Here is a 22,491-nt window from a genome sequence, read left to right as displayed (position 1 = left end):
ACCACCCCAGCCACAAAGAGCAGGGCAGCATGATCCGCCGCTACATCATCTGGCGAAACAAACACGCCCGGGACGAACACCTACGCGCAGTCGTCAACAGGGCGAACGTTGCCTGATGCGGCACTAGTAAGAGGCGCGGAGACCACGCTCTATTCATACGCGCGCACCAGGACAGCAGCCAGCCGGTGGACCATCACCCTGCACACCGACGTGCACGTCGACCAGGCCGCCGCTGTCGTCCTGTTCGCCGAGGCCGACTCCCACGACATTGGCCCGAACCTGCAGGCCCAGTCGATCAGCGTGCCCGGCGGCCGGGCGTTCTGGATCCGCGACCGCGCCACACTCGTGCACCTCGACGAGACGCTCGGCACGATCACCGTGCACGCCGGCGACCTGGACGCCGCGCGGTTCTTCGCCGCCCGGCTCGTGCGGCAGGCCATGACCGCCCAGCTTCTGGAGCACGACGCGGTCTACGCGCACGCCGCCGCGCTGGTACGCGCCGATCGCGGCCTGCTGATCGCCGGGCCGAAGGGCGCGGGCAAGACCACCACGCTGCTGAGCGCGCTGCGGCTGGTGGGCGGGGACTTCGTCACCAACGACCGGCTCCTGCTCCGTCGCGACCCCGGCAGCGTCGGCATGGTCGGCTACGCCTGGCCGATGCACCTGCGCGCTACCGCCAGCACGCTGCGCGCCGTGCCGGGGATGAACAGGTTCCTACCCGCCGAACAGCGGAACACCCCGGCAGGCCAGTCCACGCCCAGCGGCAAGATCGCGATCGAGCCGGGCGAGCTGCGGGCTGCGTTGCCCAACACGCAGATCCTCGGCGAGCTCCAGCCCACGCTGATGCTCTGGCCGTACCGCAGCGATCGCGACTTCTTGCCCGAGCCAGTGCCTGCGGCCGAGGTGCGTGACGTCCTGGTGCGCACCCAGTTCTTCATGCACGACCCGGTCACCCGCACCACCTCGCACCGCAACCACTGGCTGCTGCCCCCCGACCAAGATCAGACCGCGCTCGCGCTCACCACCGTCGCGGACCAGCTCGCCCGGACCGTGCCGTGTGTTCGGATCCCGGTCACCGACTCTCCCGCCGCGCTGGCAGCCCGCGTGACTGCCCTGCTCGACCAACCAGCCACCCGACCGGCCGGGCCGGGTGGTCGGGGATGACCGACCGACGGACAGGCCGCCTCGCCGAGGACGCCGTCCGGGCCCTGTGCTGGGGCACCGGTGCCGACAGCCACGAGATGATCGCCCGCGCCGTGGTGGCCGAGCTGGGCGCGGTACTCGAGCAGGCGTTGCGGTCGAAGACGCTCTGCCTGCTGGCCGCGTACCTGCACGACCACCCCATCCCCGAGCTGGACCGCACGGTGACACGGTTCCTCGACAGCACGCTGCGCACCAACCGGTACAAGACCTACGCCTGCCGCGTGGCCGCGCTCGCCGACACCGCCGCGTTGGACACCGCCGGCGTTTCCGCCGTCGTGCTCGGCGGGCTCAGCGTGGAACACGCCCTCTACGCTGGCACCGGCGCCCGCCAGTTCAGCGACATCGACCTGCTCATCGCGCCCGACGACGCCGAACGTGCGCACGCCGTCCTTCGCACCCAGGGCTACCAGCCCAGCCGGGGCAATGGGACCTGGACGCGGCAGACCGGCGACCCGATCGTTCCGCTCATCGTCGTAGACCTGGCCACGACCCTGCCCCGCGGCGGCACCGACGACGACGTCACCGAGCTGCTGGCCCGCCGCGCCGGGATCACCGTTCCCGCGCACGACAACCCGCTCCCCATCCTCGCGCCCTCCGACGCGGCCAACCACACGCTGGCCCGGCTCGCGGCCCGGCCGCGCTGGGCGCTTGTCGCCGACGCGATCCGCCAGGTCCGTGCGGCCGAGCCGCCTACCCCGCACCACTCCGACGTCCTCGCTGGCTGGTCGGTGCTGCGCTCGCATTGGCCGCTGCTGCCCGTCGCCCCGGCCCGCCTTCCCTCCGACGAGGAGCCGCACCAATGATCATCGCCTTGGCCGGGCTGCCCGGCGTCGGCAAGACCACGCTGGCCGAGCAGCTCACCAGCCACATTCCCGGCGCGCTGCTGCTGCGCAAAGACGCCGTCCGACACACGCTGTTCGGCACCGAGCACACCACTTACACCCGCGACCAGGACGATCACTGCGTCCAGGTCCTGTTCGCCACCGCGGTCTGGCAATGGCTTCGCGACCCCGCCGCGACTGTCGTGATCGACGGACGGACCTGGCTGGCCCCCGGCCAGGTCGAGGACCTGCGGTCTTTCGCCGCTGCGCACCAGCAGCCCCTGCTGCTGCTCGAATGTGTCTGCCCCGTCGACGTCGCCCACACCCGACTGGCGGCCGACCACCAGTACGGCCTCCACCCAGCGGCCAACCGCACCCCGCAGCTACACCAGGAACTCGCCGCCACCGCCGTGCCGATCAGCGGCCCGAAACTGCTGCTGGACACCGGAAAGCCGGTCGCAACCAACCTCGACATCGTCCTGCGCCACCTGGACACCCTCGCTCCGTCCGGCGCCGTGACCCGTCCGCTGGCCCCGACCACCGTGGAGACCTCGTGACCACCGAACTGCCAGGACTGCTGCTGATCGCGCAGGCGACCGTCGAGCGCGGCGCGGAGTTCCTGCGCACCCACCGCCCCCGCACCTGCACCGGCAAAGGCGACCGGGACATGGCCACCGACGTCGACCTCGCCATCGAACGGATCCTGCGCGACGAGCTGACCCGTGCCACCCCCGGAATCGGTGTCCAAGGCGAAGAGGAAGGCGGCCCGACCGGCGGCACCCGCTGGGTCATCGACCCGGTCGACGGCACCGCCAACCTCACCCACGACATCCCGCTGACCGGCATCTCCCTCGCCCTGGTCGTCGACGAGGACCCCCTGCTCGGGGTCATCGCCCTGCCCCAGCTCGGCCGCACGTACTGGGCGGCGGACAGCCTCGGAGCCTGCCGAGACGGACACCCGATCCGCGTCACCGGCTCCGCCCGGCTCGCCGAGGCGATCGTCGCGATCGGCGACTACGGCACCGGGCCCGGCGCCGCCACCCGCAACGCGACCATGCTGGCGATCCACGCCGCCCTCGCGCCCCGCGCGCAACGCATCCGGATGCTCGGATCCGCCGCGGCCGACCTCGCGCTGCTGGCCGACTCCGCCCTCGGCGCGTCGATCACCCTCGGCAACCGCACCTGGGACATGGCCGCCGGAGCCGTCATCGCCCGCGAAGCCGGCGCCCACGTGACCGATCTCGACGGCACCGACCACACCACCACCTCGCGCTGCACAATCGCCGCCGCACCCGCCCTGATCGAGGACATCCTCGACATCGTCCAGCGTGCGAGCGCGATCAACGGCTTCACCGGCGAGGAGGTCGTGGCGTGCTGATCACCTTCGAGGGCCTGCCCGGAGCGGGCAAAAGTACCCAGGCTCGCATGCTCGCCCGGTGCCTGCACGCCAGCGGTCACTCCGTGACCGCCCTGCCCGACCTGGCCACCCTGGGCACCGATCCCGTCGCAGCCACCCTCGTCGACCTGCTGCGCACCAGCGGCGACCCCTTCCTGCGCACCGGCGACGCGATCACCGACACCCTGATCACCGCCGCCATCCGGGCCGACCTCGTCGCCACCGTCCTCGACCCGGCGCTGGCAGCCGCACCCGGCACGATCGTCATCGAGGACCGCGGCATCCACACGATGGCCTCCTACGCGATCGCCAGCCTCCTCCGCGAGCACCGCGCCCCCGCCGACGTCGCTCTCGACTGGCTGAACACCCTCACAGCCCTGGCCGGGCCGCGCCCCACCCGAGCGCTGTGGTTGCGGGTGCCCCCGGACGTCGCCGCCCGCCGCGCTGACGAACGCGGCGGAAACCGCCGCTCCGCATTCACCGGCGAGCAGCGCGCTCACCTCACCTGGGTCGACCACGCCTACGCACTGCTTGCCGAACGAGACCCCCAGCTCACCGTCCTCGACGTCACCGAACTCGACCCGGTCGACACTCACCTCGCCATTCACGCCACCCTGCGTCAGATCAGCCAGACGGGCGACATCGACCTGAGCCCGTGTGCGGGGCACCACGAAACCGCCGGGCCCGTCTCCTACGCTGGCCCCGCCAGACCCCGTCCATCCGTGCCGAGTCGAAACCGAGAGTCCGAAACGATGACCACGTTGGCCAGCCACCGCGAGCACACCGCTCCCACCGACCTGCTCAACGCCCTGCGCACCGCGCGTGCGGCCGGAGCCGACGCACTGGCCGCCACGCTCGACGAACACGGATTGCACGCACTCGACGGTGGCCGCAACAACGATGTCTTCGCCTGGCCTGCGGCCCCCACGCCGATGTGCATCAAGCTCTACAAGAAGACCGACCGACAGCGCGTCGAGCGCGAATGGCACGGCCTCACCCACGCCAGCAGCCTGGGCAGCGCACCGAAACCGCTGTGGCTCGACGAGGACACCGAACAGCCGGCCATCGGCATGACGCTGCTGCCCGGCTCCCCGATCCTCGATGTCCTCGACCCGGCGTCGGCCATCAAGTCGCTGGCCAAGACCACCCGCGCTCTGCAGAACGTCCCGCTGAGCGAGCCGCTGGCCAGCCTGGAGCGCGTCGACTCCATCGGCCACTACATCGCCCGGCTCACCGACGTCTGGCCCGGCCAGCTCGCCGACGCCGCCGACGATCCCCAGACCCCGGACATGCTCGCTCTCCTACACCGATGGGAGAACAGCGGCGACGCAGAACTGCTCGCGCAGCCCGCCACCCGCGTCTACTCCCGCGGCGACGCGAACCTGCTCAACTGGCTCCACGACGGCGAGACCACCTACGTCGCGGACTTCGAATTCAGCGGCTTCTCCGACGTCGCCGTCGACGCTGCCGACCACATCGAGCACATCAGCGCCCGCGCCATTCCCGACGACGTCTGGACCAGCGCCGAAGCCGATCTCGGCGTCACACCGGCCAACCGCGCCCGATTCGACGCCGCGCGGCGCACCATCGCGCTGCGGTGGCTCGCCGTGCTGTGGAAGCAGCGCACCAAGCGGGTCGACGAGTTCACCGCTCTGCACGAGCGGGTCCGCGCCCTCCAAGGCTGAATCACGACTGCACATCGCCCGCCAGCGACGTCAGCATGGAAACCGCGTCGAGGTCACCAGCGCCGAGCATTGGCACGACCGCGAACAAGCCACCCACGAGTAGCCGTGTGTCGGCAAACATCGCGAGGCCGTCGAGTTCCTCCAGCCCTGCCCAGCGGAACAGGTGCTCCGGCTTCCGGGTCACCTCATCAGGGTCGGCGACAAGGCCGACGTACTGGTGATCGACATGCACGTGACGATCCCCGCAGTGCGCATCCGGCGGCACCGGCTGCTCGGTGATCCACCACGGCATCGTCAGCACCGTGCGCGGAAACTTGGGCGGGACAGCTGGACCAGGGGGCCGCACCAACCGAACCTGTCGGCCAGTTTCCTCTTCGACCTCGCGAAGTGCGGCATCAACCTGCGACTCGCCCGGTTCGACGTGACCACCGGCGATCATCCAACGCCGCAGCCGAGGATGCTCGATCACACCCAGCTTCCACATTCCACCGACCAGCCCGAAGACGAACACGCTCGATGTGAAGTGCTTGATCACTCCATGAGTTTGCCAGGTCCAACGGGCACGGCCTGTGTGCTCGGCCGAGCTGTATACAGCCGCCAAGATCCATAAAGGAGTAGGGAAGCGATGGATACCGATACCACCACCTCGTCGCCGGAGACGCTGCGCGCGGAGATGGTCGCCAAGGTCCGCAAGGTGGGGTACGCGGAGCTCAAAGAGGTCGAGAGGGTTCTGCTGGACACACCACGCCATGAGTTCGTGCCGGAAGCTGATCTGGTGGTCGCCTACGACCCATGGCAAGCGGTGATCACTCATCGCTTCGAAGACGGCCGGTCGTTGTCCTGCGCGTCGGCGCCTTGGTTGGTCGCGGCGATGCTCGACCAGCTTCACGTCCAACCCGGCGACCGCATCCTGGAAATCGGCGCCGGCACCGGGTACAACGCCTGCCTGCTCGCCCAGTTGACCGGCCGGGGGGACCTGGTGACCACGATCGACATCGACCCGGACGTGACCGCGAAAGCCTCACAAGCGCTGACCGCGACCGGCTACGGCGACGTGCACGTCGTTACCGGCGACGGTGGGCTCGGCTATGCCGCCCACGCGCCGTACGACCGCATGATCGCCACCGTCTCACCGTGGGACATCCCCGCCCAGTGGTGGAAGCAGCTCGCGCCCGGAGGTCGGCTGGTCGCCCCGCTGCGCTGGCGCGGCCAGGGACGTAGCGTCGCCTTCACCTACACCGACGGCCGTCTGGTGGCCGATTCGCTTCACCTGTGCGGCTTCGTGTACCTGGTTGGTGACGGCGAGGGCGAACTCAGCGGCTCAATCACTGCCGATGAACTTGTCACGCTCCACTGGGACCGCGACCAGGCCGTGGACCCCAAAGCGCTGCACGGGGTGCTCGACCAGCCGCGTGTCACCGCCTGGTCCGGGACCACGATCGCCAGGAACGAGTCGCACGACGGGCTCTGGCTCCGCCTGACCGTGACCGACCCGCGCGTGTGCCGAATCAAGGTCCACGCCGACGTCCCACCCGAGGTGTGCGATCCGGTCGCAGGGTGGTGGCGCATGGCGCTGGTCAACGGCGACACGCTGGTCTACCTCACCGCCCGCCGCCTGGAATCCGACGACGAGGTGCGATGGGAGTTGGGCGCGATCGGTCACGGCCCGGCCGCCGACGATCTGACCGAGTACCTCTGTGACGAGATCCGATCCTGGGCGCCCGAGCGGAACCAGCACACGCCATCGCTCATCGTCTACCCGGCCGATACCCCCGACAGCGAACTGGCGGGCCCCGCCATCGACAAGACCCACAGCAGGTTCGTCCTCACCTACAACCCGGCCGGATGATCTCGTCGCCGGTCTGCGACCTCATGAGACTGAGCGCCCGAGTTGGCCAGTTGAGCGTGGTAGTTGGCCAGCGTGACGCTCGGCTGCCGTCGGTGTGCGACTTTTCTCGATAGATGACACCTGGACGCGATGGTTGGCACTCGCGTCGATCGTCCAGCGTTGCGATCGGATGGGCGGGTCACTGTTCGTCTATCAGCGCTGGTAGTCAGTGTCGGCGGCAAGGTTGTCGGGGTAGGCGTTCGGGATCTGCTTGAGCAGGTGACAACAAGACTGACCATCCAGTGCCAACTAGCGCGAACAGCCGGCCTCGCTTGCGCAGGCCGCAACCCTGTCCTGGTGCCACCTACCGCGAAAAGTCGCACGGTGCCGTCTCGCGGGGAGAACGGCCGAAACGCACTCAACGCGTTATGAGCGGAAGGTGCGTCCGCAAGGGCGGGTGGCTGAGCTACGTTGCGCCGTTTCGACGGGATCGCGGCGCCGCAGGATTCGAGGTCCTGGTGACAGGTCCTGTGGTCGATGCGGCGGGGGCGTGGTTCGCCGGTGGCGCCTCGGGTCACGGGGTGTCGGTGGTCGGGGTCCTGCGGCGGGACCAGCTGCTGGGCACGGGCAGGTTGCCGTTGATGACGAGGGTGACGACGACGCTGGGGGAGTGTGGGGCGGTCATCCCGTGCTGCTTGGGGCCGAGGACGAATAGGTAGTTCTCGGGGGTGCCGATGGGCAGCACCTTTCGGCTCATGTCGAGGACGACGAGGATTGAGAGGCGGGCGCCGTCGGCGGCGGCGTACTGGGTGGGCTGGCCGATGTACTTGGTGGCGGACTCGGGGGTGACGGGCTGGTCGCGCGCGACCTTGAGTTCAGCGGTGATGCCGTCGTGTCGGGTGTCGAGGTACCCGTGTCCGAGGGCGGTGCCGCGTTCGACTCGGCCTTCGAGGGCGGGGTCGGCGAGGAGGGCGGCGTGGAGATCGTTGTGGAACTGGCGTTCGCTCACGTACTGGCCCCGGCGGTATTTCTTGTTCCAGGTCATGGCGAGCCCGGCGCGGGAGATGGCGTTGAGGAGTCGGGCGAATGGCTGGAGTTGGTTGTGCGGATAGCCGGCGGTGGCGAGCTTCTCGTAGATGCCGAGGAGGTGCTCGTCGAACACCTCGTACTGGGTGGTGGCGTCGCGGGCTGGGTCGTAGGGGCGGACACGGAACTCGCGGTGGCCGGCGACGTCGAGGGGTTGGCTCTTAGGGTTGCCGTCCTCGTCGGTGCCGCGCCAGGTGAGGCGCACCAGGACCGGGGGTGCGTGCTGGGTGGTAGGGACGGCGTACCGCACGTGGAGGCTGCCAGTCCCTTCGTAGGTGTCCGGATCACCGGTGTGCTGGTGGCGCTGCCAGGTGAGCGCGGGCCGCTGGAGTTCGGTTTCGTTCAGGGTGCTGACCAGTTCGGCGTCCAGCCGTTCGACCCACGCTGGCCACGGGTCGGTCTGCAATTGCAGGGTCAGGGTGTGAGTGAGGGCCGGGTTGACGATGGCGGGACCGGTGAGGAGCGTGTCGTCGATCGACACCAGGGCAACCGCGACCGTCGGGCTGTCCGGCTCAGGGTCGGCGGGCGGCGTCCACGGCCTGAAGCTGTGTTGACGTTCGGGTGAGCGGATGAACAGCAACGGCGCCGGGAGACCGGCCGTAGCGGTGAGAACCGTGCCCAGGTCGATGGGTGCGGCCGGGTCGGGATCTGCCGCGAGGGCGGCCCGGAGGGCTCGGGCGCGCGGAAGGAGCGGGTCGTCGTCCCGGTATGCGTTTAGGTCGATGGCGGCGGCGCGGCGTGCTGCTGCGGTCCGGTGCGCTCGGGCCTGAATGAGGTCGGCGTTCAGGTCGGCGCCCTCGGCGTCGAGCAGGTGTGCGACAGCGCCGAGCAGCCGACCGGTGATGACGACACCGTCGTGTGTCGCTGTCCCGGTGGATCTCCCGCCGCGCTGAAGGGCGGTCGCTAGGTCGCGCAGCCGCTGCGCGCGTGCTTTGAACTGTTCGGCCGGGTCGGCAGAGTCGGCCGCCGCCTGGTCGGCCGGAGTGTCCGCGAGCCCGGTGGTGACCTCCGCCGGGATCGGAACGTCGAGCAAGGTGCAGGCGATCGCTGCCCGGACTGCGGCGGCCTTCGCGAACGGCCGCAGCCACCGAAGGTTGTCCTCGGAGTGACCCAGGCAGATGCCGATCGCTGCCCCGACCTCGTCGACCGCCTCTCGGACGTTCGCGTTGTTTGGCAAGTCCGGCTCTAGGTTCACCTGCAGGCGTCCGACCGCGCCCGCGAGCGTGACCAGGGCGCGTTGTGAGCTGCGCGCCGGCTCGTTCGGGATACGAGTCAGCGCGCTCTCGAGCAGCGCCAGGACATCGGTCCGGCGCTCTGCTCGGGCGAGGACCTCGGCGTACTCCATGGATCCGTAGTGCGACTCCGGAGAGTGTGCCGCGCCGACCTTGATGATGTCGGCCGCTTGGAGACCGAGGAGACCAGCGCCGCAGTCGAGAAGCCCGTTCAACGCCTCCTCGGCCTCGTCGTGCTGCCGGAGCCCGTAAGTCCTCCGGGGTGCCAGCGTCAACCACAACACCGCGAGCTCCGGTGCAACTCGTGCATCCGGCTGCCACGGCTGCTCGGTCACCTTGGTCGCCTGATGCCACTCGAGTTCCGGAACCCGTGCCAGGGCCTTCTTCTCCAGCTCAGCGAGCGCAGCTATGTCCGGCACGTGGCGCCGCAGCGCTGCGAGCGAGGTCAGGAACGTGTCCAGGTGCCTGGAGACGTTGATGCCCTCCATCACCGTCGCAGCGTGAAGAGCCAGCCGAATCCGGGACTCCTGGTCCGGCCAAGGAAGCCTGTACGCGGCCTCGAGGACGGCGTCGATCATCACGATGTATGCGTCCGAGACGAGTGCCGGGAGTAGGTCCGCGACCGTCGACGGGAGGGCGTGGGTTCTGCCGATGGTCGTCCAGGCATCGAGCGCTGCGGCGCGTGGTCCGGGGTCGGCATCGACCAGGTAGGTGTGGAGGGTCGGCAGGATGGCCTGGAGCACTCCGGGCTGGTTCCCGTGGCGGCGGCCGACCTCGCCGAGGGTGGCCAAGAGCGGGTACACCACCTCGGAACCCAGGTCGCTGTCGCGTTCGCTCGTGATGAGCGTCGTGATGGTTTCGCACACCGCCAACGGGTCAGTCGATGATGCGGACTCCACCGCCCTCAGCAGGCGTCGGGCGGACTGGTACAGGCTGTTCTTGCGCGACCCCGCCTCCATCCACGCGAGCGGGTCCGGCGCAGCGGTAGAGATGAGCACGCTCTTCTGCTCGGTGAGCCGGTGCCGGGTCAGCGTCACGAACGCACCCAGGGTCGCGTCCAAGCGTCCGGCGAGGGTGTCGCTGCGCCAGTGGCCCATCCGCTCGATGGCTTCGGCTGCGGAGAACGTCACTTCGTGCCCCCACGACTCATCCGTACGGGTGAGGAGGAACACGAACGCCGCGTCGGTGACCGCCGCCGCCTCCTCAGGCGTCGCCACCGGGTCATGAGCGCGACGGTGGACGTACTCGGTGTCGATCATGTCCAGGGCATGTCGGACCGAGCCGACAAGGCCGTCCCGAATCTTTTCGGCCGCGTGCCGGCCCGCCTCCTCCAGCAGCCCGGCAATCCGGACGGGCGCGGCGATGAACATCCGGGCGACTGCCCTCTCGGCGGTCCCGACCGTGCCTGGGTCGTAACTGTCCTGCGGTGGAACGCACATGGAAACGGCCAAATTCGGCAACAGCTGGACAGCCAGCTCGAGATGGGTGCTCGCGAGATGCTCAACAGCGCCGGCGGCGGCCCGCCGGTCGAAATCGGAGACCAGCTGCGGCTGGTGCGCTGGGTTCACGATGATGCCCGTCACCGCGGGCCGCGGCAGCATCCCACCCAGGCGGGCGACCAGCTTGTCCGGACACAGGTCTGCGAGGACCCGCAACGGGCCCGGATCGTTCGCCTGCACCACCGGCGTCGGACCGGAGAAATGATGGTCACCGGGTGTCTTCGACCCCGCCAACACCACGACCGCCCAGATGACCGCATCATCGACCGCCGCCGCGTCCACCAAGTCCGGGTGGTCGGTCACGCAGCGGCCCGCCTCCAACGTCGAGACCGTCCGCAACGCCGCCAGCGCAGTCGCCACCAGGCGCTCCGCGAGCTCCGGTCGCCGCGACGTCAGATGCCGCAACGGCTCCAGCAGCTCGGCAAGCCCGACGCTCTCCACCGCATCGAACAGCTCGTCGATGATGCGTTCATCGAACCGGTCCGCCGCACGACCAGCAACCGTCGTCAACCGGCGCCGCGCCGCAGCCGTCGCGTCGGCGTCGACGTCAACCGCCGGGTCCGGATCGAGAACATCGAGGTCGTCCAGGATGCCAACGGTCGCCGGGTCCGCGGACGCCCGCAGGCTCCGCCGTCGCTCCACCCGCCCAGCACGCGCAACAGCCCGGACCCGCAGCTTCTCAGCCCGCTCGGCTTCCTGGGCCTCGGCCTCCTGCCGGCGGGTTAGAGCCTCGGTCTCTAGGTTTGGAAGTCGCCCTGTCGGGTTCCGCATGTCACAGCCCACGCAGTGCTCGGCGTAGAACCCGAACGTCACATGGTCCAACCGCATCCCGGATGTGTTCCCGATGGCGACTGGACACTCCACCCGCCGCGAGTTCAACGGCAGCCCGGTCGTTTCCTCTAGCATCCCGCGGCCGCCGGACTCCACGAACCGCATGTGCTGGCAGTGATTCGCAGCCAGCCCCATGATCCGAGCGTTCTCGTGACCCAGCTCGAGATACCTGGCGAACTCTGCCTCGTCCAACCGTCCGCTCCCGTTCGTGGGTCACCACCGACACCACCAGTCTGACGCGCACCACCGACACGACTCCGACCGGCGAGGGTGCCGCCAGCCCGGCGACACCCTCGATGTTTCTTCGGGCCCGCCAATCCGAGCGGGATGACGCGGCTACTGCCTACCGCCCATCGGCATGACAGTGCGCTGGATTGCGGGACGTCCGGGCCAGCTTGAGCGGCAGGCTGGCCAACAACCATGCTCAACTGGCCAACTGGAGCGCTAAGTCACACCTCAGTGTCAGCAGAGGCTGGACCTGACCGTTGCCGTGGAGCGCGGCGAGGTGGGTCATCCAGGGAGTGAAAGTCCCGCCGTCCGCCAAGGGCTGGTCAACAGCGCGCTGGTGTCGGAGTCGAGTCGTCCGGCGAACGACTGCGAGATCGCCGCGCCCCACAGTGCGTTGACGACCGACGTGTCTGTGGGTGACTCGCCGACGGCGTCCTCGGCGGCTGGAACGGTCTCCCAGTACAGGGAGCGCGCCCGGAGCGGGAACCCCCACGCGATCGACGCCTCGGTGACCGCAGCACAAGCCGCTTCCCAGCGTTGCTCGTCGATTTCCGCACACACCCGACCCATCCGGCGCACAACCCCTGCCTGCGCGGCTTCGGCATGGCGCAGGACTCGCAGCGCGGCTTGGGTGTGCGGGCCGTAGGCGTCAGTCGCGGTGTATCGCGAGGGCAGACAGGTCTGCCGCCAAGGAGCGGTGAGCAATTCGTAGTCGGCGATTCCCGCGTCGTCGTGGCCTGCCGCTGCGATCGCCAGCCCGGCGTCGAACACGGGCAGGACCACCTTGTGCCAGCCGGAGTGTTCCGGTGAAGCCTGCTGGGCCAGCAGGTAGGGGTGGTGCAGCACTGCGATCGGGTCGTCGAGTTCGGCGGGCATCGGCAGGCCGAAGGTGTCTTTCCATCGGATCCATCGGGAGGCGAGCCGTCCGGCCAATTCGGGATCGGTGATCCGCGCGATGATCCTGTCCCGGACGGCCTGGCGATCGGAGGCGCGCTCCTCGCCAAGCGAGCCCATGCGAGTGATCTGCTCGAAGGTCAGGTTCGCGATGGTCACATCAAGCTGTCGCCATTGCTCGCCACGTGGGTGCTGGGCCAACAGCGCGCGTCCCAAGTCGTCACGACCGCGGCCCGGACCGGAGGTGCTCATCGGTTCAGGATGGCAGCCCCGATCTGCACACGTCGGTTCAGGCTGCGTGTCCCGCGTGGCAACCACGCGGCGGTCTGACCGGCTTCCGCAGATGCGAGGTCAGCGGGACTGCAATCCCATCCGCTCGCTCCGATGAGTCAAAGGCGCTGGTCAACGCCTACGGCGCCCCGTGGACGCCTCGTCCTCGCCGCACGGCCGCTCTGGTGATCGGTAATGGCGTCGGCGTTGACTTGCTTCGGCCTGCGGTGGCCGCCCCCCGACCGGTCACTGCAGGCCATACCCGGTCCCGGCCGTCCCTGCCGCTGCGGAAAGCGAGTTCGTTTCAGTGGAGATGCGCGAGGCGGAACCGGCGCGATCGTCCGCGTCGACCGGCTGGTCGAACACGGTGGTCCGCTGATGCCGCACAAGATCACTGTCGAGCACTCGTTCGAGTCCGGGCATCGCCTGCCGCACCTGGGTGGCAAGTGCGTGAGTCTGCACGGCCACTCCTGGTCGGTCGCGGTGACCGTGAGCGCGCCGGAGTTGAGTCCCGAGGTGACCGTGGTCGAGTTCGGGGCGCTCAAGGTCGGGCTCCGGCGGTGGATCGACGAGCACCTCGACCACGCCACGATGCTCGGTGTCCAGGACCGGCTGATCGCGCCGTTGATCGCCGAGGGCAACAGGGTGTTCCGCTTCGGCGTCGAGCACCCGGCCGACGATGCCGAGAGGTTCGGCTACGGCTTGACGTGGCCCACGGTGGAGGCTGTCGCGGTGCTGCTGGGCCGGGTGGCCGAGAGCGTGCTGGCGGGGCTTCCCCGCGCCGAGGGGGCGCAGGTCGAACGGGTCGTGGTCCGCGAGACCAAGTTGAACACCGCCGTCTACGAGCCCACGGCGTCGTGACGACGTCCGCCATGCCGGAGGCCGCAGCGACCTTGGCGGTGAACGAGCTGTTCGGCCCGACCTTCCGAAAGGGAGAAGGGGCCAGCCAGGGCTGGCTCGCGCGATTCCTGCGTCTGTTCCGCTGCCACCTGTCCTTTATGTATTGCGACACCCCGCCGATGCCCGAAGGTACCGACAGCACCACGGTGCTGGACCGGATGCGGCTGCTGGCCGACCCGGTGCTTGCCCGAGGTTGGAATCTGACCTCGCGACTGCACATCCTGTTGTGGGAGAACGCCCGTGCCCTCTGATACCGGTCCACCACAAGCAGGCGGCCCACGTCACGAGAGTCCGCAACCCGGCTCCGGGCGCCGCCTCGACAACGCCCTGCCCACTGAACTTGAGAGCTCCATGATGAACTCCCCGACCACCTCCGCTCTCGGTCCGCTTGTCGCGGTGTACGGCCTCGTCGGACACGACGAGCGCATCCTGATCCTGCGGGACCGGCACGCCCCCGCCTACCGCCTGCCCGGCGGGCTCGTACGGCCTGGGGAATCCGTCGAGGACGGGCTGCGTCGCGTCCTACGGGAGCAGGTCGACGCCGACATCGCGCACCTCGACTTCTGCGCCACCGTGGAACTTCACGGACACACCGACCCGAACGGGCCGCCGGTCTACGAGCTGGCGCTGCTGTTCGACGTGACCATCACCGACCCCGAGGCCGTGCAGTGGAACGAGGGCGAAGTGCGGTGGGTCGCCGACACGGACCTCCACCAGATCGACGTGCGCCCGGCGGTGATCGCGGAACGACTGCGCAGCGGCACCCTGACCGCCGAGACCCCGTGGTGGCCGTCCAGGTCCTGACGACGGGCGCACACGCAAACGCCCGACAGTCCACAGGCTCGCCGCTCGCGCGATTCGACCTTCCCGGAAGAACCGAGACAACGATGCTGTCGGCACCCAGCCTCACCGCAGCCCGGCCCGCGGACGGCGTCCGCCTGGATCTTCGCGAGGCACTGACCGCCGAGGGCTGCCTCGAATACAGCGCCCTCGACGACCCCCAGCCCGATCGGAGGGCGTGATGACGGAGAACCTTCCCGCAGATCCCCGAAACCTGTGATTGCCACGACTGCCGAGGCGGCGGCAGCGATCGGCGAATGGTTCGTCACCGCCTCACCCGACGAGATCCGCGCCGAGCCGGACAAGCAGCGCGACCAGTTGGAGCAGCGGTGGGCCGCCGCCGGCACGAGGCCCACGTTCGATCCCCCGAAGGGCTGGAAAGCCACCTGACCATCCCCGAAGGGCCCCCAACGGAGGCCCACCCAGGTCGGCAGCGCCTCCCCCTGCTGTCCGACCGCACACGACCCCGGCCGAACCCCGCACAAGTTCGGCCGGGGTCGTGTGCGGTCGGACAACCCGCTCCGGCGGCGCTCCGCCACGATCCGATCCGATTGGCATGGAAGGGCTTCCACCGTGCAGAGCACCACCCCACCGCGACCGTCCCACACCGGAACCCCCAAGACCCGCGCGGCCGGGACCGCCAAGGGCCGGGAACTCGGCGAGGAGCTGCGCCGTCTCCGGACGCAGCGCGGTCTGAACAGCGCCGAGACCGCGAATCTGGTCGGCTGGACGTTGGGCAGGCTGTCCAAGCTGGAGGGGGGGAACACGCGGTACGACCGCCTGGGACATCGGCGTGGCCCTCGGCGCCCTGAACTGCGACCCCGAGACCAGCGCCCGCATCAACCGGCTGGTGCGCGAACCTGCCGCCGGCTGGTACGTCCGCCCCCACCCCCGGCAGGCACCCGACGACCTGCCCATGCTCGCCGCGCACGAGCGGATCGCCGAGACGATCACCTCCTACGACCCGCTGATGGTGCCCGCGCTACGGCAAACCGAGGACTACGCACGCGCCGCGCTCGCCCACACCACGGACGTCGACCACGCGGTACGGCTCCGGATGCGACGACAACGCCGGTTCGATCTCCGATTTCGGCCCCGGTGCCGCATGACCTTCTTCATCCACGAGAACGCCGTCGCCTTCACCGAGGACGACCAGGTCATGCACGAGCAGGTGATGGCGTTGGCGATCGTGGCCGACATTCCCGGACACCAGGTACGACTCGTGCCCGCAAACTCCAGCGGCATCCTGGGACACCCGCCGCTGCGGCAGCCCGTCACGGTCATGACCTTCACGCGCCCGATCGCCCCCCTGTCCTACACCGAGACCACCGACTCCACCGTGTTCACCGACGCCGGCGTGAGCACCGGGGCCGATCACGCCACGTACCAGCCACTGCTGGAGCACCTGGACCGGATCGCGCTCACCCCGGCCGAGACCGCGACGGAACTGCACCGACGGGTCGATCCGGCCTCCCGCATCCCGAACCGGTAAGGCGGTCGCGGCGCGTCCCTCGCCGCGAAGGCAGCACGTCCGCACCGGACCACCGGACTCGGCTCCCCACCACGGAAAGGACGAGAATTGACCACCGATCGGGACGGTTGCACCACCATCCCACGCGCGACCTGGTCCAGACTGCTCGCACCCGACAGCGGCCTGATCACCCAGTCCGACGCGCTGCGAGCCGCCCTGGCGACGCTGGACGGCTACACGATCACGATCGAACTGCGTGCGCTGCACCACGGGGCACCCGAGCAGGATCGGCGGGTGCTGGAAGGCCTTGCGCTGTTCCTCGGGCACATCGCCGCCAGGCGCCGGGGCAACCACCAGGTCGCCGAGACCGCCGCCGCCGAAGCGATGGCATCGGACATGCGCCGAGCCGACCTCTACGACATGCGCCGCCTCGGTGCGCTGGTCATGGGCATCGCCCGGGGAGGGCTGCCCTCGAACCTCCACACCGAGGCGACGGACCTGGTGCTGGAGAGGCTCGGCGCCGCCGAGGCGGACCGTCTCACCGCCCTGATCCGGCGCAATCGCCGCACCCCCTGGGACATCGTCCGGATCTGGCTCCGTCGCCGTGGCCGCGCCCGCCGGGACCGAAACCCGGGCCGGTCCGACACGGGCTGGGAGACGCCGACGTGAATGCCCACCCCGACATCCCGAGCCACCCGCACGGCGGGCCTGCTCCGGCCGCGGAAGGATGGCGCCCGGTGAGCGACAACCCACGGCACGCGGCCTCGCGGTTGCGCCAAGACCTGCCGGCCGCCCGGCAGACCCCTGGTCATGCCTGGTTCGACGCGCACCGCGACCACATCCTGGCCACCCTCCGCGCCGCGACGGGCGAACCGGAGACGGCGGTGGCGCTGTTCGCCGACGTGTGGCCCGTGGTCCCGACCGACGTGGACGAAACGTGGTCGCACGACCTGCTCGACCTCGGAGCCGGACTCGCCGCCGCGCTGCCCACGTCCCTCCTCCTCGCCACCGCCTTCCGCCGCGCCGCCGAATCCCTGCGCGCCCAGGGGGCGCTCCGGCTCGCCGCCCTCGCCGGCATGCGCGAACTCGCGATCCACCGCCTCCGCGACGACGACCCGGACGCCGCCGCCGCCGCGTTACGCGACCTGGCCGCGACCTACCGGGCCCAGGGCCGGATGCACAAGGTCGTCGGATGCGCCGACGAGGCGCTGGAGCTGTACCTCCTGCACGGCGACCCGCCCGGCACCGCGTGGACACTGGTCCACCTCGGCTCGCTGATGATCGAGGTCGGCCGGTTCGACTCGGCGGTCAACTACCTGACCCGCGCCGACAAGGTGTTCGACGACCTGCCCGACCCGACAGGCTCGGGCCCAACAGGATCACGTGCCCTCGAACGGGCCGAGTGCCTGACCCTGCTGGGCCGGGCGCTGTGGCTGTCCGGCGACCGGGCCGTCGCCCACCGTCGGTTCAACCGCGCGCTCGCGCTGCTCATCGGCACCGACGACGCGGCGGCGCAGCGGGTCCGGGACCTGGTGGCCGAACTCGAATCCGCCCTGAACGGGATGCACCAGGACGGCACCGATCCGAATGAAACTGCAAACCCAACCGGCGGAACTGCGCGGCGCCAACGCCGGTAACGCCTCAGCGGCCACTGAGGAGCGCAGACCCGAGCGCACCGCACTGGACCCCACAACTGCGAGGCGCGCGCCGAGGCGGTGGTCACCGACCGGGCCGGGCTCGCCGAATTGCGTCGGCGGTGGGACGACAAGCACTTCGGGCTCGACGGCGTCGGGCGCTGACAGGCCGGCGGCCACCCTGAGGCGGGGTCAGTGGTCTTCTGCTTGGTCTGCCCCGGCGGCGGCGTCGGTGAGGGCCAGGGTGACATCGCCGCCCGAGGTGCCGACCACCGTGACACGGTGCGCCAGGCGGGCGAGGAAGTCACGGAAGCTGCGACAGCCGTAGTTGCGCTCGTCGAACGCCGGGTCGAGTGAGATCATCTTGTTCTTCACCCAGCCCGCCGTCGGGGTAGCGACGGTGGACTGCTCCATCACGGCGACCAGCAGAACCTCGGCGGTGCCGATGTCGAACTCGTCGGCGAGGTGATCGTCCGGGTTGGGTGCGACCTGGGCGACCAGGGTGCCCCAGTACTTGTACTCCGAGCACACCGACACCAGCCGCGGGCTGGCGTTGGCCTCGGTGCCCACACCCACGACGTGCTTGCCGAACTCGCGCAACCGCTGCACCAGCGGGGTGTAGTCGCCGTCCCCCGCGACCAGCACGAACACGCTGACCTCGGGGTGGGTGATCAGCGTTTCCATCGCGTCGACGGCCATGCGGATGTCGGCGGCGTTCTTGCGGGCGGCGCCGAAGCGGACCACCTGGATCAGGTCGACCCCGTTCATCGCGAGGTCCTGCTGGTAGCGGCCGAACTGCGGGTTCGCCCAGTCCGCGTACGCCCGGCGGATGACGGCGTTGCCGTAGTCCCGACACAGTCGGGTGATCGCCTCGTACGGCACCGGGTTCGCCCGGCCGGGTAGCCCTCGGCCAGCGCCGCACACCAGGTTCTCGAAGTCCACGTACACCCCGACCGAGGCGTTGACGAGTTGCCCGCTCGGTCCCTCCGCTTCGGGCATCCTCACATCTTGTTCCATCGGCGGGCCGCACTCCGGTCTTGATGACACGACCGGTCGACGCTTCGCCTTCTACGTGACCTGTGCCCATCCCGGCCAAATGCGGCGGACAGTCGGCGGGGTGTCTTCGTTGCGGGGCCATAGGGCAATGCGGTACTGGTCCATCCCCTCGGCGCCGCCGGTCGCTGCGGTGTAGCCGCGGGCGGACAGGCGGACGCGGAAGTTGCCCGAGGGCAACGGCTGGTCGCACGGGATCGGGGCGAAGCCGCCGGAGGGCTCGAACACCAGTCGGCCGTCGTGGACGTCGAAGTCCAGGTCGACGACGTGGTCCCAGTCGGTGTCGTCGGAGGGCGGTTCGGCGGACCAGACCTCGACGCGCATCGGGGCGTCGAAGCTCTTGCCGAACGGCACCACGAGGTCGATAAGCCCGTCGGCGAGCCCGACCCATCGGCCCGAGCGGCGGGCGTCGTCCAAGGCGCGCAGTACCGCGTCGTTGTCGGGGTTTTCGGCCCAGGGGGCGACGGAGTAGATGTAGAGCTGGCCGTGGTCGATCTCGACCTGCAGGTCGATGATCGTGTCGGGTCGCCTGGTCATCCGCACCAACTCTGGTCCTCGGCGATGTCGACGCCCTGAAACGGGCCTTGCGCGATCTTGTCGGGGTGGGTGATGACCACGAGGAAATCATCACCGTCTCCGATGCCGGCGGCAACATACCGGCGGGAGAGGGTGCCGCCCTGGCACTGGTTCTCCCGTGCCGGCACCTCCTGCTCCTGGGCGCCCGCTCCACCCTGGCGGGTGCTGGCGAAGGGGAACTCGTCGCATTGTCCGCCGTGTTTCCTGGGGAAGCTGGGCAGGCAGACCTTGCGGCGGTTGACGGCTTCTGCGGTCCTGTCCTTGGTCAGGACACCGGGGTGGCCGGCCTGCCAGGCGGTGGAGATGTTGCGGGCGATGAACGGCATCTTGGCGGCGTCGAGGATGACGAACTTGAGGTCGTCGCACTGCTGGTCGGCCAGTCCCTGAGCCGGGGCGCATTTGTGCACTTCGGAGGCCGCCGACGCGGCGACCAGGAACTGCGTCTCGCCCTCGCCCACCAGCTCGGTCCCACCTGCGGCACCGTCGATCAATCCGAGTACTTCGTTTCGAGCCTCGGGTACCGCCACGAGGACGACTGCGGCGAGCAGCACGATCGGCAGCAAGCCGGTCTTGGTTTTGGAGGCCACTTGAAGATCTTGGAGGCGGCTACGATGCGTTACCAGAGTCTGACCGGGTGGATTCTCAGTAGATTTCCCTGGTGTGGGTGCGCGTCCCCCGGAGGCACTCAACTGGACCAAGCGTTCCGCAGGTCGGCTCTGTTCCTCCTGTGAGCCGCGTAGGTACAGAAACGCAAATCCGCAGGTCAGTTCAGTTCCGGTTGGTGTCGTACAGGGGTTCGGAGACACTGGACTCGCCCGTTCCTGCCGCCCGCTCGGCGTCGAACCCGACGCGAAGCAGCGTCTACTGCTACGCCGGGCGCTGTCGACGACGGAACCGATTACCATGCCCCGATGAGTTCGTCAGCGACAGGCGGAGCGGTCCTCGCTGTCGAAGGGGGTGGTCGTGGGCATCGAGCAGATGAACTCGTATGAGCGTGCGGAGTGGGAGGACATCGAGCGCTGGCGCGGCGAGCGGTTGGCAGCCAGCGAGCGTCACCTGTTGCCGCAGCGCGTTCGTGATCGCCTGGTCAAGGGTCGCGAGATCGCCAAGGGGCGGTTCGAGCAAGTGCCCGGCTCGGAACAGATGACCGCGATCGTCCACAACTCGATCGACGGATTGCTGAACTTGGTGAACAAGGCCAGCGAAGCGACGCTTCGACGCAAGGCGGTCGTCGCAGCCTATGCCAAGCGCGGGCACGCCGTCAGCGAGCTGAGCGACATTCACAAACTCGACCTGCGCGACATCGACAAGGCCAAGCCTCGGCTGGGGCTGAGCTACACGACCTTCAGTACGATCGAGGGCGCGGGCGCCGGCCTGGCGGTCTCCGGCGGCGAGTTGCTCGCGACAGCCGGCGGCATCTTCGGCGCGGGCGCCGGTGCAGCGCCCGGTGCGGGCACGGTCGCCGCGGCGATCGCGGCCGATGCTGTGCTCGTACTGGGTGCGATGACGAGGGCGATCGCCCACACCGCCGCGTACTACGGCTACGACACCGAGTTGCCGCAGGAGAGGGTCTTCGCGCTCGGCGTCCTCAACTTCGGGATGGCCCAGCAGACCGGCAAGAGCATCGCCTACGTCCAGTTGAACAAGATCGTGAACGACCTCGCCCGCAGGGCGACGTGGGCGCAGCTGAACAAGAACGGCGTCACGCAGATCGTCAAAGCGTTCTACGAGCGATTCGCAATGCGGCTGACGAAGCAGAAGCTTGGACAGGCCGTGCCGGTCGTCGGCATCGTGATCGGCGCCGGACTCAATGCGCGGCTGCTGTCCAACCTGACCAGTGACGCCGAGCATCTCTACCGCGAGCGGTTCCTGCGCGAGAAGCACAACTTGAAGACGGTCGATGTCACCGTGACCACGAAGGGTGCTGACCTCGACCTGGGCGACGACACGGTCCACATCGCGGAGATCGTCGAGGAAGAGACCGCCGACGAGCAGCACATCCGACGGGCCGACTGACGGCTGACCTGGATGCTAGAGCCCTGTTCCGTCAGCACAGACCCGCACACCGGTCGCGTCGCGTCGGACCGGACATCGTCGTGGCGATCGAGACTGTCGATGGTGACGATGCCACTCGACTCGCCCGGCAACAGACGAACGCGATCCCGGACATCCTGGCCTGGCAACAGACGCAGCAGTCGTGCGACCGCAACGACGACGATCCACCACGCACCGTCACGTAGGTCGCGATCGGCCAGCAGACGCCGTGGCGACTTCGGCCTCCACGACCGATGTCCCTGTCGAAAGCCGCAGCTCAGCCCTGTTCTGGTCCTATGGTGCTCCCGCCGGCCAGCCCGTGCGCACGTCATGGGTCAAACCGAAAGCCGTAGGTCCGATCGCCGATCGTCACGCCACCGTACGGCGAGTGGTGTTGTCGGCGGATTCCCGCGAGGGCTTGGTCGACGAGGACCTCCAGGTCGGCGACGCTGCGCCGTTCCCGGAGCATGACGTAGTGCGTGCGCGCAGGCTTGCCCTTGGGCGGCTGCCCGGCGGTGTCGTCGTCGAGGCGGGGGCAGTGTTCGACGCCGTGTTGCCTGCACGTCCAGGTGGCGGGAACCTCGGCGTCTGTCGAGAACGGCACGGTGAACTCGTGTCCCTTCCGGCAGGCGAAGCGGACCTCGGCTCGAGGTGCTGGCTGGGCGTCGCGGTCCGGTTCGCCGGTCGGGGTTCCCAGGCGGTATCCCCTCAAGACCCGTCTGGGCATCGTGATCTCCGCTCGCGTGGTGGATGTGCTGCCGTCGCGAGCCGTTCTCGCGCCCGCTCTCGCCGAGCTAGGAAGCCTTGGTTCGGGTAGCGCCGCCGCGCGAGCGCAGTGTCACCCCGGACTCGGACAGGACCCGGTGCACGAAGCCGTAGGAGTGGCCGGTGGACTCGGCCAGCGCGCGGATGCTGGCACCCTTCTCGTACTTCTTCTTCAGGTCGGCGGCCATCTTGTCCCGCGCGGGTCCGGTGATTCGGCGTCCCTTGCCGGTGGTCGGTGCTGCCAT

The 22,491-nt window shown here is 69.3% G+C and carries 24 protein-coding genes; 16 read left to right on the top strand and 8 right to left on the bottom strand.

All coding sequences use genetic code 11. The annotated features are described in order from the left end of the window. The first annotated feature begins 108 nt into the window (after window positions 1–108). From FM051_RS43215 to FM051_RS43195, 5 genes are read left to right on the top strand one after another with little or no spacing between them, the layout of a single operon-like run. Window positions 109–1,164 carry a phosphoenolpyruvate carboxykinase (ATP) gene (locus FM051_RS43215; RefSeq protein WP_238413072.1) on the top strand — a complete coding sequence of 352 codons (1,056 nt, stop codon included), beginning with the start codon at window positions 109–111 and terminating at the stop codon, window positions 1,162–1,164. Continuing rightward, the gene (locus tag FM051_RS43210; protein WP_158852905.1) at window positions 1,161–2,006 is read left to right on the top strand and encodes a nucleotidyltransferase family protein; all 846 of its coding nucleotides are present in this window, start codon (window positions 1,161–1,163) and stop codon (window positions 2,004–2,006) included. Before FM051_RS43215 ends, FM051_RS43210 begins: the two co-directional genes overlap by 4 nt. Then, window positions 2,003–2,581, top strand: a complete 579-nt coding sequence (locus FM051_RS43205; protein ID WP_158852904.1) for a P-loop nucleotide/nucleoside kinase family protein — start codon at window positions 2,003–2,005, stop codon at window positions 2,579–2,581. The genes FM051_RS43210 and FM051_RS43205 overlap by 4 nt, the downstream gene beginning before the upstream one ends. Then, window positions 2,578–3,402 carry an inositol monophosphatase family protein gene (locus FM051_RS43200; RefSeq protein ID WP_158852903.1) on the top strand — a complete coding sequence of 275 codons (825 nt, stop codon included), beginning with the start codon at window positions 2,578–2,580 and terminating at the stop codon, window positions 3,400–3,402. Before FM051_RS43205 ends, FM051_RS43200 begins: the two co-directional genes overlap by 4 nt. Beyond that, entirely contained in the window at window positions 3,396–5,105 is a 1,710-nt protein-coding gene (locus FM051_RS43195; RefSeq protein ID WP_158852902.1) for a phosphotransferase, read from the top strand. The genes FM051_RS43200 and FM051_RS43195 overlap by 7 nt, the downstream gene beginning before the upstream one ends. Before the next feature lies 1 nt (window position 5,106). Here FM051_RS43195 and FM051_RS43190 read toward each other — a convergent pair whose 3' ends face one another. Further along, window positions 5,107–5,640, bottom strand: a complete 534-nt coding sequence (locus tag FM051_RS43190) for an NUDIX hydrolase (protein WP_158852901.1) — start codon at window positions 5,638–5,640, stop codon at window positions 5,107–5,109. Window positions 5,641–5,730: 90 nt separating this feature from the next. On the opposite strand from FM051_RS43190, the gene fxlM reads away from it, so the two are divergent. Next, the gene (gene fxlM / locus FM051_RS43185; protein WP_158852900.1) at window positions 5,731–6,954 is read left to right on the top strand and encodes a methyltransferase, FxLD system; all 1,224 of its coding nucleotides are present in this window, start codon (window positions 5,731–5,733) and stop codon (window positions 6,952–6,954) included. Between the two features lie 553 nt (window positions 6,955–7,507). On the opposite strand, the gene FM051_RS43180 is transcribed toward fxlM, so the two are convergent. Both FM051_RS43180 and FM051_RS43175 read right to left on the bottom strand, forming a co-directional pair. Beyond that, window positions 7,508–11,773 (bottom strand): hypothetical protein, encoded by a 4,266-nt coding sequence (locus FM051_RS43180; RefSeq protein ID WP_158852899.1) that lies wholly within the window; start codon window positions 11,771–11,773, stop codon window positions 7,508–7,510. A 318-nt stretch (window positions 11,774–12,091) separates the two neighbouring features. After that, a complete protein-coding gene (locus FM051_RS43175) occupies window positions 12,092–12,955 on the bottom strand; it encodes a hypothetical protein (protein WP_158852898.1) in 864 nt (287 codons plus the stop codon). Between the two features lie 396 nt (window positions 12,956–13,351). Here FM051_RS43175 and FM051_RS43170 point away from each other — a divergent pair, with 396 nt between their 5' ends. The 8 genes from FM051_RS43170 to FM051_RS43140 all read left to right on the top strand — a co-directional run bounded on the left by FM051_RS43170 (window position 13,352) and on the right by FM051_RS43140 (window position 17,821). Beyond that, window positions 13,352–13,834 carry a 6-pyruvoyl trahydropterin synthase family protein gene (locus tag FM051_RS43170; protein ID WP_158852897.1) on the top strand — a complete coding sequence of 161 codons (483 nt, stop codon included), beginning with the start codon at window positions 13,352–13,354 and terminating at the stop codon, window positions 13,832–13,834. Continuing rightward, window positions 13,831–14,124, top strand: coding sequence for a hypothetical protein (locus FM051_RS43165; protein WP_238413071.1), 294 nt, complete (start codon window positions 13,831–13,833; stop codon window positions 14,122–14,124). Before FM051_RS43170 ends, FM051_RS43165 begins: the two co-directional genes overlap by 4 nt. Before the next feature lie 100 nt (window positions 14,125–14,224). Beyond that, window positions 14,225–14,677: an NUDIX domain-containing protein gene (locus FM051_RS43160; RefSeq protein WP_158852896.1), complete on the top strand. Its 453-nt coding sequence runs from the start codon at window positions 14,225–14,227 to the stop codon at window positions 14,675–14,677. A gap of 83 nt (window positions 14,678–14,760) precedes the next feature. Next, window positions 14,761–14,895, top strand: a complete 135-nt coding sequence (locus tag FM051_RS53450) for a hypothetical protein (protein ID WP_274383878.1) — start codon at window positions 14,761–14,763, stop codon at window positions 14,893–14,895. A gap of 34 nt (window positions 14,896–14,929) precedes the next feature. After that, window positions 14,930–15,103 carry a hypothetical protein gene (locus FM051_RS43155; RefSeq protein ID WP_158852895.1) on the top strand — a complete coding sequence of 58 codons (174 nt, stop codon included), beginning with the start codon at window positions 14,930–14,932 and terminating at the stop codon, window positions 15,101–15,103. Window positions 15,104–15,506: 403 nt separating this feature from the next. Further along, window positions 15,507–16,205, top strand: coding sequence for a Scr1 family TA system antitoxin-like transcriptional regulator (locus tag FM051_RS43150; RefSeq protein ID WP_158852894.1), 699 nt, complete (start codon window positions 15,507–15,509; stop codon window positions 16,203–16,205). A gap of 87 nt (window positions 16,206–16,292) precedes the next feature. Continuing rightward, window positions 16,293–16,853 carry a hypothetical protein gene (locus FM051_RS43145; RefSeq protein ID WP_158852893.1) on the top strand — a complete coding sequence of 187 codons (561 nt, stop codon included), beginning with the start codon at window positions 16,293–16,295 and terminating at the stop codon, window positions 16,851–16,853. A 68-nt stretch (window positions 16,854–16,921) separates the two neighbouring features. After that, window positions 16,922–17,821, top strand: coding sequence for a tetratricopeptide repeat protein (locus FM051_RS43140; protein WP_158852892.1), 900 nt, complete (start codon window positions 16,922–16,924; stop codon window positions 17,819–17,821). 189 nt (window positions 17,822–18,010) lie between these two features. Here FM051_RS43140 and FM051_RS43135 read toward each other — a convergent pair whose 3' ends face one another. The 3 genes from FM051_RS43135 to FM051_RS43125 form a co-directional block, all read right to left on the bottom strand. Beyond that, window positions 18,011–18,817 (bottom strand): NYN domain-containing protein, encoded by an 807-nt coding sequence (locus FM051_RS43135; RefSeq protein ID WP_158852891.1) that lies wholly within the window; start codon window positions 18,815–18,817, stop codon window positions 18,011–18,013. Window positions 18,818–18,886: 69 nt separating this feature from the next. After that, window positions 18,887–19,408 carry a hypothetical protein gene (locus FM051_RS43130; protein WP_158852890.1) on the bottom strand — a complete coding sequence of 174 codons (522 nt, stop codon included), beginning with the start codon at window positions 19,406–19,408 and terminating at the stop codon, window positions 18,887–18,889. Then, window positions 19,405–20,034: a NucA/NucB deoxyribonuclease domain-containing protein gene (locus FM051_RS43125; RefSeq protein ID WP_158852889.1), complete on the bottom strand. Its 630-nt coding sequence runs from the start codon at window positions 20,032–20,034 to the stop codon at window positions 19,405–19,407. Before FM051_RS43125 ends, FM051_RS43130 begins: the two co-directional genes overlap by 4 nt. A 376-nt stretch (window positions 20,035–20,410) precedes the next feature. Here FM051_RS43125 and FM051_RS43120 point away from each other — a divergent pair, with 376 nt between their 5' ends. Beyond that, complete coding sequence (locus FM051_RS43120) at window positions 20,411–21,463, top strand: EcsC family protein (RefSeq protein WP_158852888.1); 1,053 nt, start codon at window positions 20,411–20,413, stop codon at window positions 21,461–21,463. Between the two features lie 80 nt (window positions 21,464–21,543). Beyond that, the gene (locus FM051_RS43115; RefSeq protein WP_158852887.1) at window positions 21,544–21,687 is read left to right on the top strand and encodes a hypothetical protein; all 144 of its coding nucleotides are present in this window, start codon (window positions 21,544–21,546) and stop codon (window positions 21,685–21,687) included. Between the two features lie 122 nt (window positions 21,688–21,809). Here FM051_RS43115 and FM051_RS43110 read toward each other — a convergent pair whose 3' ends face one another. Both FM051_RS43110 and FM051_RS43105 read right to left on the bottom strand, forming a co-directional pair. Further along, a complete protein-coding gene (locus FM051_RS43110; RefSeq protein WP_158852886.1) occupies window positions 21,810–22,208 on the bottom strand; it encodes an RNA polymerase-binding protein RbpA in 399 nt (132 codons plus the stop codon). Between the two features lie 67 nt (window positions 22,209–22,275). Then, entirely contained in the window at window positions 22,276–22,491 is a 216-nt protein-coding gene (locus tag FM051_RS43105) for a helix-turn-helix domain-containing protein (RefSeq protein WP_158852885.1), read from the bottom strand.

Source organism: Saccharothrix deserti, from assembly GCF_009769385.1.
GTDB lineage: Bacteria > Actinomycetota > Actinomycetes > Mycobacteriales > Pseudonocardiaceae > Actinosynnema > Actinosynnema deserti.
This window is presented reverse-complemented; position numbering and strand designations above follow the sequence as displayed.

Coding starts and splice junctions, on each gene's coding strand:
- FM051_RS43105 (WP_158852885.1), bottom strand. CDS start 22,491: ATGGCAGCACCGACCACCGGCAAGGGACGCCGAATCACCGGACCCGCG.
- FM051_RS43175 (WP_158852898.1), bottom strand. CDS start 12,955: ATGAGCACCTCCGGTCCGGGCCGCGGTCGTGACGACTTGGGACGCGCG.
- FM051_RS43205 (WP_158852904.1), top strand. CDS start 2,003: ATGATCATCGCCTTGGCCGGGCTGCCCGGCGTCGGCAAGACCACGCTG.
- FM051_RS43135 (WP_158852891.1), bottom strand. CDS start 18,817: ATGCCCGAAGCGGAGGGACCGAGCGGGCAACTCGTCAACGCCTCGGTC.
- fxlM (WP_158852900.1), top strand. CDS start 5,731: ATGGATACCGATACCACCACCTCGTCGCCGGAGACGCTGCGCGCGGAG.
- FM051_RS53450 (WP_274383878.1), top strand. CDS start 14,761: ATGCTGTCGGCACCCAGCCTCACCGCAGCCCGGCCCGCGGACGGCGTC.
- FM051_RS43130 (WP_158852890.1), bottom strand. CDS start 19,408: ATGACCAGGCGACCCGACACGATCATCGACCTGCAGGTCGAGATCGAC.
- FM051_RS43170 (WP_158852897.1), top strand. CDS start 13,352: ATGCCGCACAAGATCACTGTCGAGCACTCGTTCGAGTCCGGGCATCGC.
- FM051_RS43110 (WP_158852886.1), bottom strand. CDS start 22,208: ATGCCCAGACGGGTCTTGAGGGGATACCGCCTGGGAACCCCGACCGGC.
- FM051_RS43210 (WP_158852905.1), top strand. CDS start 1,161: ATGACCGACCGACGGACAGGCCGCCTCGCCGAGGACGCCGTCCGGGCC.
- FM051_RS43160 (WP_158852896.1), top strand. CDS start 14,225: ATGATGAACTCCCCGACCACCTCCGCTCTCGGTCCGCTTGTCGCGGTG.